Here is a 12,403-nt window from a genome sequence, read left to right on the forward strand (position 1 = left end):
ACTGGTTAAGCAATATGGTACCATCAAAGAAAAGGAGATGATACTATGCAAAAATATAGTCATTTATTTTCACCTATTAAAATTGGTGAAACAACAGTTAAAAACCGTATTTTTATGCCACCAATATCTACAAATCTAGCAGATAAGGGTTATGTAACAGATACTTTAGTTGAACATTACGCTGCAAGAGCCAAAGGTGGCGTTGGCCTTATTGTCACTGAAGTAACTACTGTTGAACCTGTTTATACTTATCTACCTGGAGATATGTCCATATGTGATGATTCTTATATCCCTGGTTGGAAGAAACTTACTGATGCAGTACATACGTATGGTGCAAAAATTCTTCCTCAATTATTCCACCCTGCTTACATGGCTTTTCCTATTCCAGGAACTCCACGTTTAATTGCACCATCAAATGTTGGACCTGCATATGCAAAGCAAGCACCAAGACCAGTAACTATACCAGAATTAAAGGCTATTATTAAACAGTTTGGTGAAGCTGCCTTAAGAATTAAAATAGCTGGTGGAGATGGTGTTGAAATTCATGCTGCTCATGCCCATGGTTTACTAGGAGGTTTCCTATCTCCACTATATAATAAAAGAACTGATGAGTATGGCGGTGATATCAATGGCCGTTTGAAGTTAACCCTAGAAGTTATTGAAGAAGTTCGTAAAACTTGTGGAAAAGACTTCATTATTGATGTAAGAATTTCTGGTGATGAATACTGTGATGGAGGCTTAAACCTTAACGATGGAATATATATTGCTAAACAGTTAGAGAAGGCTGGAGCTGATATGATTCATGTATCTGGAGGTACTACTATAATGCGTGGTAGTTCAATACCAGCACCTGGTACAAAGCAAGGTTCTCATGCTAAGCTAGCAGAAGAAATCAAGAAACATACCTCAATTCCAATAGCTACTGTTGGAAGAATTACTGAACCTTGGATTGCTGATGAATTAATTGCTAATGGCAAGGCAGATATCTGCATGATTGGAAGAGCTAATTTATGTGATCCTGAATTTGCTAATAAGGCTGAAAGAGGTATGGACAAGGATATACGTCCATGCATAGGTTGTCTTCGTTGCTTAAACGGTATTATGTTTGGAAAGCGTGTAGCTTGTACAATCAATCCTTCTCTTGAAATTGAAAATGAAGACACTATTAAACCATCAAATACAAAGAAAAAAATACTTGTTATTGGTGGTGGACCTGCTGGTATGGAAGCAGCTTATGTTGCAAAGAAAAGAGGTCATGATGTAGTACTTTGTGATAAAAATGAAGAACTTGGTGGACTTATGAAGTTAGCTTCTGTACCAATTGCTAAACAAGATCTTGCAAAAGTTACACAATATATGGTTAGAAAGCTTGAAGAAGCTGGAGTTGAAATTCGTTTAAACTGTGAAGTTGATAAAGATATGTTACAAAATGAATTTGCTGATTATGAAGTGGTTATGAGCAATGGTGCTACCCCTGTTGTTATACAACCATTTACAACATTTAAACATTGGGCAACTGCTGATGATATTCTAGGTGGAAAAGCCTTCCCTGGCCGTAAAATAGTAGTTATCGGTGGTGGTTCTGTAGGCTGTGAAACTGCAGATTATCTAGCACCTCTAGTTTATGACCGTCTACCTAGAGACAGAAAAGTCACTGTAATTGAAATGGCTCCAGAAGTTATGGCAACAGAATCAGGTCCAGGTAGAAGCTTACTTGTGCAACGTATGATGAAAAAAGGAATAGAACTAATTTGTAACGCCAAAGTTGAAAAGGTAGAAGAAGATAAAATCTACTACAGCATAAATGGTGAAACTCATTGCATTTCTGATGCTGATACCCTTATCTTTGCAGTAGGTTATCGTCCAGACAAAGCATTAGCCAACACCTTAAATGAACTTAAAATAACTTATCACACTATTGGAGATGCAAATAGTGTTGGAACAATACAAGATGCTATCCACGCTGGATATGCTCTTGCTAAAGAATTGTAATATAAAGAGCATATGACTTTTTTACTAAAGTCATATGCTCTTTCATTTATCTTGAAATCTAGTAATAGGTTCTCTTCCAAAGAGATTTGCTAAACATAATAAGCATTGGATAAATTTCTAATCTACCAGCAAGCATACAGAATGATAATACAATTTTACTTAAACCTGAAAATGCTGAAAAGTTTCCTGTAGGTCCAACCATCTCAAAGCCTGGCCCTACATTGCTTATTGACGTTAATACAGCCGTTGCTGTTGTAATTAAATCAAAGCCATCAAGAGAAACAATTATCATTCCAATAAGGGCTATTACAGTATAGGCTCCTAAAAATAAAAGTACCCCTGATATTATTTCTTCATCTACAACCTTACCATCCATTTTTACACTTTTTACTATCTTTGGATGAAGTATCTTATTTATTGCACGTCTTATGCTTTTTAACATTATTACTATTCTAGTAGTTTTTACTCCACCACCTGTAGATCCAGCCATAGCTCCTGATATCATAAGAAGTAATATTATAACCTTACTAAATGTTGGCCATAAATTAAAATCTACTGTAGCATAACCTGTAGTTGTAACTATTGATGCCACTTGGAAAGAGGATTGCCTAATTGACTCCCCTATTCTGCCACCATTAAATCCTAATATATTAATAGTAATAAATACTATTGCACATCCAATCATTAATAAATAATACCTTAATTCTTCACTCTTAAAGAAACTTTTTATACTTCCCTTTAAAAGTTGGAAATATAGAGCAAAATTCACTCCAAATAGTATCATAAATATTGTAATTATCCACTCAACAGCTGGATTGCTAAAGGCTGCAACACTTGAATTCATATTGGAGAATCCTCCTGTTCCAGCTGTTCCTAATGCATGAATTATAGCATCATAAAAGGAAAGTCCTGCAAACATTAATAGTATTGTTTGTATTATAGTTAATACAAAATATATTATGTACAATATCTTTGCGGTTTCTTTTAATCTTGGAACTATTTTACCTGGGTTAGGTCCTGGACTTTCTGCCCTTAATAAATATATTGTATTAGAACCTAAGGACGGTGCTATTGCTAAAATAAATATTAAGAATCCCATTCCACCTATCCAGTGGGTAAAACTTCTCCAAAATAATATTCCCCTAGGTAGGGATTCAATTTCAGTAAGTATTGTTGCCCCTGTGGTTGTAAATCCTGATACTGTTTCAAAAAATGAATCTACAAAAGATGGTATTGCACCACTTATTACAAAAGGTAGTGCTCCAACAACTGATATTACAATCCATGATAATCCTACTGTAAGGAATCCTTCCTTCTCATACATTTCTTTGTCCCTAACCTTAATACTACGTAATATCAAGGCTAGAGGTAACATTAAAATTATAGTAACAAGAAATGCCTTAGCATCTCCACCTCCATAATATAAAGATACACCAAGTGGAATTATCATAAGCAATAATTCATATAACAATACATTTCCAATAAATTTTAACATCATTCTATAATTCATTTTGACTACCACCTATAAAATATATCATCAATTTGTAATAACTTCTTATCTTTAGAAACAATAATTACTCTATCATTTACCTTTAGGCAATCATCACCTGTTGGAATAATAATCTTATTATCTCTAACAATTGTTACTACTAATGCATTTTCATCAAACTCCAAATCCTTAAATTTTTCACCTATATTAGTTGTATCATTACCTACTATAAACTCTACAGCTTCAGCTTTATCATTACAGATTCTATATATATTTTCTATACAACTCTTTTTCTTATTCTTTAAAGATCTTACATATCTCAATATTTTATAAGCAGTAACTGACTTTGGATTTACCATAGTATTTATCCCTACAGCTTTTCCAATATCTCTACAATTATCTCTTGTAATTTTAGTAATTACATTACTTACAGATTTATTGTAAGCTAAAATAGAGGCTATTATATTATCCTCATCTCTTCCTGTTAAAGTAATGAAACTTTCAACCTCTAAAAGATTTTCAGATAATAAAAGCTCTTCATCCATACCATCCCCATTTATTATTATTGAGTTTGGTAAAAGTTCAGTAAGCTCTTCACAAATAGCTAAATCCTTCTCTATTATTTTGCATTTAACTCCTACTTCACTTACTATTTTAGCAAGGTAATATGCAATCTTACCTCCCCCTACTATCATAGCTCTCTTAACTTTTTTCTTATATTTTCCAAGCTTATTAAATAGGTTTTGAATATCCTTGTGCTCACCTATTACATAAACCTTATCTTCTTTGTTAAAAACATAGTCTCCCTTTGGCATGATAAATTCATCATTTCTTTCCACACCACAGAAAAGTACATTTCCTCTTATAAAGCGAATTTCGCTTATCTTCTTTCCTTCAAGAGCTGTATCTTCAGCCTTAAATCCAACTAAATTTACCTTTCCATCAGAAAAATTATCTATACTACATACTGATGGATACTTAATAAGTTTAGCTATTTCTATAGCTGCAGCCTTTTCTGGATTTATAACTAAATCTATACCAACAGCCTCTGTTAGAAGAGTTATCTCTTCATCATAGCTTGGATTTCTTACTCTGGCTACTGTATATTTAGCACCCAACTTTTTTGCTGCAAGCGAGCAAAGCATATTTAGTTCATCGCTATCTGTAACAGATATTAATAAGTCTGACTCCCTAACTCCAGCTTCCTCAAGAACCTTTAAACTTGTTGCATTACCTTTAACACACATTACATCAAGATTATTGTTTACATGCTCTAGGGCAAGATCTTTCTTATCTATAATAGTTATATTGTCACCATCAATAGATAGATATTGAGCTAGAGTATATCCTACTTTACCTGCGCCAACTATAATAACGTTCATTTCATATCTCCTTATATTTCCAATACTAATCTGTTGCACAATAAATCCATTATACAACACAAATATTATTAATACTATCCATAAAATGATTTTTAAAAAAGGTGGAATGGATATTTATTTTGCTTGTTCCATTCCAAGCTCTAAGTCACAGAAAGATAAATATCTATTTCCTTCGTGCTTAAGGTAAATTATTAGGATAAATAATGGAGCTGTCCCAATATGGTAATAAACTTTTTTGTTCTAAATCATATATTCTCATCTCCTATATAATAAAGAACTTAAGTTATTAAAATGTGACATTAGTTATGTTATTATATAATTAATATAAATTATTTACAAAAGAGTTATTGTATGGAAATTAAATTTTCTTTAGATAGAGACAATATAATAGAATTTCAGTGTTCTAATATAGTAAATACGAAACAATTTAAGAAAGGGCGTATATGGGCTTTTATTTATATGCTTTCCCTATTGGGGTTTGTATCACTTGTGACTGAAAGAAAAGATATGAGAGTTTTTACTATAATACTAGGAGTAATAATATGCATATTTTTTAAAGTGTTATTTAAAATTTTTAGCAGAATATTGTTAAATAAAATATATAAAAAAAGTGAATCTTCATATATATTTGATGAAAAAGTTATATCTATTAGTGAAGAAAATATTTTTATTAAGAATAGCTTAGGTAACAGAGAAATTTTATTTAATTCAATTAGCAGTTTAAATTTAGTAGATCAATATATGTTTATTGTATTACTAAATAAGGAATATTTACTTATTCCAGTATCAGCTTTTAATAATAGTGAAGAAAAGGAACAATTTATTAGATTAATAGAAGAAAAATCCAACTTAAATATAAAAAAATCATATCCGTACAATTTAAAGTATATATAGAAGCTATATCAAAAGTAACGTCTATATTCACTATCTTTCTTTAATATTCATATATTGATACATAAAACAATATAGGATGTATTAATATGACAATATCAAACAAAATAGTTTATAAAACACTTATTATATCTGGTAAAGTGGTTGAATATACCTTTGATAAATTTACTAAAAACTCAGATAAGGTTAATTCTAATACCCTTCTTAACATTCTATCTCTTAATAGTTCAAGCGAGTATAGCTTAAAATATAACTTCAAAAAAATTCACTCTGCTGAAGAGTATAAAAATACTGTACCTATTACAACTTATACAGATTACGAAAAATATATTGATAAGATGGCTAATGGGGAAAAAAATATATTGGTAAACTATCCAATTAGTTATTTTGGACATACCTCTGGCACTACTGGAAGTCAAAAATTAATTCCTGTAACAAAAAAAGCTCAAAAATTTGCAGCTAAATATATGGCACTTTTAGTGCCTAAGTTTTCTTATAACAACTTTAAATATGGATATACTTATGGACGTGGCTTAATGATTTCTGACATAGTTATGACTACCTATACCAAGGGAGGTACCCCTATTTGTTCTGCCACTTCAGGAGGAATGAAAAGTATTAAACCAATACTTTCACTAATGTACACCTCCCCAATAGAAGTTATGGAAATAAAGGATAGAGAAACATCTTTATATCTTCACCTATTATTTGCTTTAAAAGAGAAAAACTTAATGTATATAAGTGCTGTATTTATATCTAGCATTTTAGATCTTCTAAGATTTCTTGAAGATAATTACAAGAAACTAATTAAGGATATTAGAACTGGCTCAATAAATTATTCAGTAAAAATAGACTCTAAAGTTAAAGAAAAATTAAACAAGCTATTAAAACCTGATGCAGCTAGAGCTGATTTTTTAGAAAAGGAATTCTCAAAGGGACTTCAAGGAATATGTAAAAGAATTTGGCCAAAACTTATTTATATAGCTACAGTAACAGGTGCAAATTTCTCAGTTTATGATGATAAGGTGAATTACTATACTGATTATATTCCTATTTACTCACCTGCCTATGCTGCAACTGAAGGAATGATTGGCATAAATCCCTATGCTGAAAATATTAGTTATGTAGTTACACCTGATACAGTTTTCTTTGAATTCATACCTTTAGAACACTGTAATGAAGTATCACCTTCAACTTATAACATTAATGAAGTAAAGATTGGAGAAATATATGAAATTGTTCTTACAAATTATTCTGGACTTTATAGATATAGACTAGGTGATGTTGTTAAAGTAGTTGGATATTATAATAATTCTCCTAAAATTGAATTTCTCTATAGAAGAAATCAAATATTAAATATGGTTTCTGAAAAAACAACAGAGGATCACCTAACTAATAGTATAAAAAATACTATGAAAGCTTTGAACTTAAGCTTATTAGACTATACTACATTAGCTGACAATACACGCTCTCCTGGTAGATATGTTTTCTATATAGAGATACAAGAACAAGCATCCTTACCACTAAAAAATAAAATTGAACAATTATTAGATAAAGAACTTAGAAAATCAAATTTAGCTTATGGAAGATTTAGAAGTAATAATCGTTTAGCAAATCTAAAAGTAATAATTGTAAAGCCAAAAACTTTCTATAAAATAAAAGAGTTTTTACAAAATAAAGGTGTATCTAAAAATCAAATTAAAGTTCCTAGGGTTATAACAACTAATGAAAGAATTAAAAATATAATTAAAAATGAAATAATTAATTTATAATTTTATATAAGAATAGCTAGTAAAACTTTTATAGTTTCACTAGCTATTCTTATGTCTTGAAACAATATTTTAATTAACTATACAAACTTTTTAGCCCTAAATACATAGGATACACCTCAAGATAGCTATTTATTGACGCTATTGAGTTATATACTTTATCTAGTTTCTTGTTTATTGCTTCTTTGGCTTTTTCTTTATCTTTAGACTTTTCAAATTTTACTATCTTATTTAATACTTCATATATTTCCTTTTGTCTACTTACTTCCCTTCCATAAGCTTTGTCCACTCTCAACATGTCCTTCACAGTTTTAAGAAGTTCTTTTATATTTGTATCCTCATATACTGAAAGTACCATTGGGTCTGTTACCTCATATTCTAAAAGTTCCTCATCATCTTCAATATAGTCAATATCAGGATTTATATATAAAGCAGCCTCAAACTTTTCTACATCTCCAGTCATTATATGAGCATAGGCATTTTTCAAGAAACTATTTGAACATCCATCACTTTCTCTTGGAGTTTCAAAATACTTTTCTTCTACCTCACCCTTAAGATATATAGAACTTTCTTTAAAATAATATTTAGACTTTTCATCATCTTCCATTAAACTAAACATAAGAGCAAGCTCAAATAATCTATATCCTAATGTAAGGAAACCAATTTCTTCTTCATCCTCATCATATTCACTTGTTTTTTTCTCAACAAATTCTCTAAATTGTAATGCTATATTTTCTGAATCCTCTAATATTTCTTTAAGCTTGTCATTATTTTTTAATTCATATTGAATATAGAATAAAATATTTAACTCTGATAAGTATTGTGAAAAGTCATCTGCCCTCTCTAGTTTTTCTTTATTTTTAGAAAGATAATTTTCTGCATTATGCTTTAATACCACTAGGTTGTTTATAAAATCTTTCTTATTTTTTAATTTCTTAGGCTTTTCCATAAGAATTCTAATGTCTTCATCCTTTAGGTTTTTAATTAAATCTTTCTCCTCATTAGATAAAGGGGTTACTGCTTTTACCTTATTAAAATCTAAAAGACTTTCATCTGCTTTAACTATTTTATGAGGCTTGTCTATAATGTCACCAAAAACCTCTGGAAAAGTTATTGATAAATCTACTAACATTATGAAATCAAAAACTACATCAAAGTAATCACTTTCAATAGCTTTTTGTGCATAATTTAAGGCTAACTTTTTATATTCTTCCTTATTCTCATCCTCTGTCAAGTAAAGATACAATGAATAATACATCTTTAGCAAAAACTCATCATTTTTTTTGTAATAGCGTCCTACTCGTTTAGTTACGTATAAATCACATAATACTGAATATATGAATTCATCCATACTACAATAATCCCATTTAAAGGTTTTTATTTCATTTTTACTCATAGCTTCTCTATCTCTTGTTACTACAGTATAAATAGGCTTATTATATTTTCTTAAAACCATAATCTCATGTATTTTTATTGTGGTAATATCATATCTAATTACTCCATAAAACCTAGTAAGTTCTTTACACCATTTCTCATTTTTCTTCATATCAGTATCAAATATTCCATTTTGAAACTCGTCGCTACTCAATAGTTCTATATAAGTTTTTTCATCGCCAAAAATATGTGCCACTAATCCATAAATAAAAAAGTCTGAAGCTATGCTCTGATTTTTATGGCCCGAGTTGTTAGCAGTTTTAATTTTCTCTACATCTAAATTTAAGTTTTTCTTAAAATCAAACTCTTCCCTATTTATTGGATTTTTCAATAAAATATCATAGATAAATTTTCTTACTCTTGGTCCTCTAGGCTCTTCACTAAACTGTCTGAATTTCTCTTTAATTTCATCTTCTGATAAACTTGAAAATCTATTCATTTTCTCCTCCTTTTAGTACTTCCACCTATAATGATATAACTTATAATCACTAAACCAACTTAACTTTCCTTTCTTTATGCTTGGTCTAGAATTATGAACTACAAAAGGCACCCCATCGCTATCTCTCTCTGCAGTTACCATGCCAACATGTTGATAAGGCTCAAGAAATAAAATAATATCACCAGGCTGCCACTGTTTTAAATTATCAACATTATCTGGTATTACTTCACTTGTTAAGGTGTCACAATATTTATCAAAATACACCATTAAATTAGGTACTCTTCTAAAATCAATATGAGGATCTGCCTTGTCCTCTATTCTCCAATAATCATCTATATTATTTTTAATATCCTTATCTACTAAGTCCTTTAAGTTTATATCTATTGAAGAAAAAGCTCTCCATATAACATCAGTACAAACTCCCTCATCCTCTGGTGGATATCCCCCTACATAATAGGCATCCACATATTTTGTATTTGAATCTAGCTGTTCTTCTAAATTATTTGAAATATCAATTGGATCTGGAACCCCATTATTATTTCTATCAGCTCTTGAGTATTCTTCTGGGACCTCTATCTTATTCACAAATGGTTCAACCTTTTCTGCAACCTCTGGCTTAAATTTTTTAAGAACTAAAACAGTTCCTGTAGTTACTACAAACATTGTAATTAAAGTTATTATTATTTTCTTTTTCCTATTTATCATAAATTCACCCAAAACTCCTTCCAACCTTGCATTCCTACTATAACTTCTTAAATTCTATAAACCTCATTTGCATTCCTTCTTGTCCATCATAATAATTTACTTCTTTTTTTCTTTATATCCATAATTAAAGAATCTTCAAGCTTTCCTGCCTTCATAGCCCTTACAATATAAGAATCATTTATCATATCATATCTTTCATTATAATAGTAACTTCCCTTTACCATTTCTTTTAATTTCATTTTTAATTCCTCTACCTGTTTTTCATCCTTGTAATTAGTTCTTATGACTAAAGTATATAATCCATAATAAGCTTTACTTAATTGTTCCTCATGATCACGCACCCACTGTATTAAATATTCATTAGTTAAATATCCCTTTACATACATAATTACAATATCTATTGTTCTCATAGCTCCTCCAATATTAAATATTTCTTTATAGCTAAAAAACTATGTTGTTATATTTAATTTTACCACTTTATATACATAATTTCCCAAGAAATAAAAAAAGACCAAGCAATTTAACTTAGTCCTTATTAATTATTTATTAGGTAAAAAGATAGAAAATATAGTTCCCTCATTATGTGATTTCACTTTAATATACCCACCATGTTTACTTACTATTTCTCTAGTTAAATATAAACCAATTCCTATTCCTTCAGCATCCCCAACATTTTCCCCTCTATAAAACCTACTAAATATTTTAGCCATGTCATCTTCTTTTATTCCAATACCATTATCCTTAATATCAACTCTAACAAACATTTCATAACTTTCAATCTTTACATCTATTTTGCCATTTTCACTGCTATACTTAACTGCATTTTCTAAAATATTGAAAATTCCTTCTTTTATCCAATTCTTATCATGATTAATTGTAACTTTATTAACTTCATCTAATGTTATTTCAATATTTTTAGCTTTTGCCTTACTTTGAATCTCATTTATAGCCATTAATAGGGTGTCATTTAATTCGCTAACAGTGTACCTTAAATTTATTACTCCACTTTCCAATCTAGACATTTTTATCATGCTTTCAACCAAAAAACTTAACCTATTTAAAGAGCTCATAACAATTTCATAAAATTCTTTTCTTTCTTCTTTACTTAATGACTCATCCTGTAAAAACTCACCATACATTTTCAAATTAGTTAATGGAGTTTTTAATTGATGTGCTATATCTGAAATCAATTTTTGAATTTCATTTCTTTCCTCTTCAATTTGACTGTTTTTATTATTTAATATAGTAGTTAATTTTATAGTTTGATATTGAAGCTTAGAAAACAAGGTATCTTCTATAGTTGAAAATACTTCCTTATCCTTCATATCTATAATAGTTTGTAGCATGTCAGATAGTTGTATAAATATACTTTCCATATGCTTTTTATAAATTATTTTATAAATAAAAAAAGAAGAAATCATAAATAATGAAAATATTAAGGTAGCAAGAAACACCTCTCTACTTTCTGATATCACATATATATAAACATTAAATATAATTGCTGATACTATAATAATTTTACTTAATACATTATTTAATTTGTCAAACTTAATCCTCATAAAATTATTCTCCCAAGGTATATCCAATACCAAATACAGTCTCTATATATTTAGGATTTTTAGGATCTTCCTCAATCTTCTTTCTAAGCCTTCTTATATTCACACTTAATGTATTTTCATCAACAAAGTTTCCATTGCTATCCCAAAGTTTTTCTAAAAGGATTTCCTTTGTTACAACTTTACCTCTATTTTTAACAAGTATCTCTAATAGCTTATATTCTGTTGCTGTTAAGTTAATTTTATTATCATTTACAGAAACAATCATCTTATCAAAATCTATTATTAAACCTTTATGCTGAAAAGTATTTTTATTATTGCTATTTATTTTAAGAATAGCATTTACCTTATATTTTAATAACTCTACTGAGAATGGCTTGGATATATAATCATCACAACCAACTTCATACCCCTTTACCATATCCTCTTCTGTATCATTTGCAGTAAAAAATACTATAGGAAAGTTCACATATTCTCTAATTTCCTTGCATAAATCTAACCCATTTCCATCTGGTAAGTTTATATCTAAAAGTAAAAAATCTATTTTATTATTTAATATCATTTGCTTTCCTTCAGCTTTATTATAAGCAGATAAAATTTCATAACCTTCCCTTTTTAAAGCAAAAGCTACTCCTTTATTAAGTGCTTTATCATCTTCAATTATTAAAACTTTTGTCATATATTATCTTCCCCCTTATTTTTCATTATAGCAAAATGTGGCAAGCCATACTACTTGCCACATCTCC

10 protein-coding genes are annotated in these 12,403 nt (G+C 29.4%); 3 read left to right on the forward strand and 7 right to left on the reverse strand.

The genetic code is table 11. The annotated features are described in order from the left end of the window. The first annotated feature begins 45 nt into the window (after positions 1 to 45). The gene (locus I4V16_RS02435) at positions 46 to 1,992 is read left to right on the forward strand and encodes an FAD-dependent oxidoreductase (RefSeq protein ID WP_195966472.1); all 1,947 of its coding nucleotides are present in this window, start codon (positions 46 to 48) and stop codon (positions 1,990 to 1,992) included. A 58-nt stretch (positions 1,993 to 2,050) separates the two neighbouring features. On the opposite strand, the gene I4V16_RS02440 is transcribed toward I4V16_RS02435, so the two are convergent. Both I4V16_RS02440 and trkA read right to left on the reverse strand, forming a co-directional pair. Next, positions 2,051 to 3,502: a TrkH family potassium uptake protein gene (locus I4V16_RS02440; protein WP_195966473.1), complete on the reverse strand. Its 1,452-nt coding sequence runs from the start codon at positions 3,500 to 3,502 to the stop codon at positions 2,051 to 2,053. Between the two features lie 5 nt (positions 3,503 to 3,507). Then, positions 3,508 to 4,863: a Trk system potassium transporter TrkA gene (gene trkA, locus I4V16_RS02445; RefSeq protein WP_195617960.1), complete on the reverse strand. Its 1,356-nt coding sequence runs from the start codon at positions 4,861 to 4,863 to the stop codon at positions 3,508 to 3,510. A gap of 351 nt (positions 4,864 to 5,214) precedes the next feature. On the opposite strand from trkA, the gene I4V16_RS02450 reads away from it, so the two are divergent. Beyond that, positions 5,215 to 5,757 (forward strand): YcxB family protein, encoded by a 543-nt coding sequence (locus I4V16_RS02450; protein WP_049178407.1) that lies wholly within the window; start codon positions 5,215 to 5,217, stop codon positions 5,755 to 5,757. 86 nt (positions 5,758 to 5,843) lie between these two features. Next, on the forward strand, positions 5,844 to 7,526 hold the full coding sequence (locus tag I4V16_RS02455; RefSeq protein ID WP_195966474.1) for a GH3 auxin-responsive promoter family protein: 1,683 nt from the start codon (positions 5,844 to 5,846) through the stop codon (positions 7,524 to 7,526). Between the two features lie 73 nt (positions 7,527 to 7,599). Here the strand turns inward: I4V16_RS02455 and I4V16_RS02460 are convergent, their stop codons facing one another. The 5 genes from I4V16_RS02460 to I4V16_RS02480 form a co-directional block, all read right to left on the reverse strand. Then, on the reverse strand, positions 7,600 to 9,396 hold the full coding sequence (locus I4V16_RS02460) for a hypothetical protein (protein ID WP_195966475.1): 1,797 nt from the start codon (positions 9,394 to 9,396) through the stop codon (positions 7,600 to 7,602). Between the two features lie 12 nt (positions 9,397 to 9,408). Then, the gene (locus I4V16_RS02465) at positions 9,409 to 10,101 is read right to left on the reverse strand and encodes a DUF1287 domain-containing protein (RefSeq protein ID WP_195542515.1); all 693 of its coding nucleotides are present in this window, start codon (positions 10,099 to 10,101) and stop codon (positions 9,409 to 9,411) included. Between the two features lie 86 nt (positions 10,102 to 10,187). Then, a complete protein-coding gene (locus tag I4V16_RS02470) occupies positions 10,188 to 10,511 on the reverse strand; it encodes a hypothetical protein (protein WP_099330219.1) in 324 nt (107 codons plus the stop codon). A 129-nt stretch (positions 10,512 to 10,640) separates the two neighbouring features. Continuing rightward, positions 10,641 to 11,660, reverse strand: coding sequence for a HAMP domain-containing sensor histidine kinase (locus tag I4V16_RS02475; RefSeq protein ID WP_195966476.1), 1,020 nt, complete (start codon positions 11,658 to 11,660; stop codon positions 10,641 to 10,643). Positions 11,661 to 11,664: 4 nt separating this feature from the next. Next, positions 11,665 to 12,336, reverse strand: coding sequence for a response regulator transcription factor (locus I4V16_RS02480; RefSeq protein ID WP_195966477.1), 672 nt, complete (start codon positions 12,334 to 12,336; stop codon positions 11,665 to 11,667). Positions 12,337 to 12,403 lie beyond the last annotated feature (67 nt).

The organism is Clostridium sp. 1001283B150210_160208_E6 (assembly GCF_015669365.1).
GTDB lineage: Bacteria > Bacillota > Clostridia > Clostridiales > Clostridiaceae > Clostridium > Clostridium paraputrificum.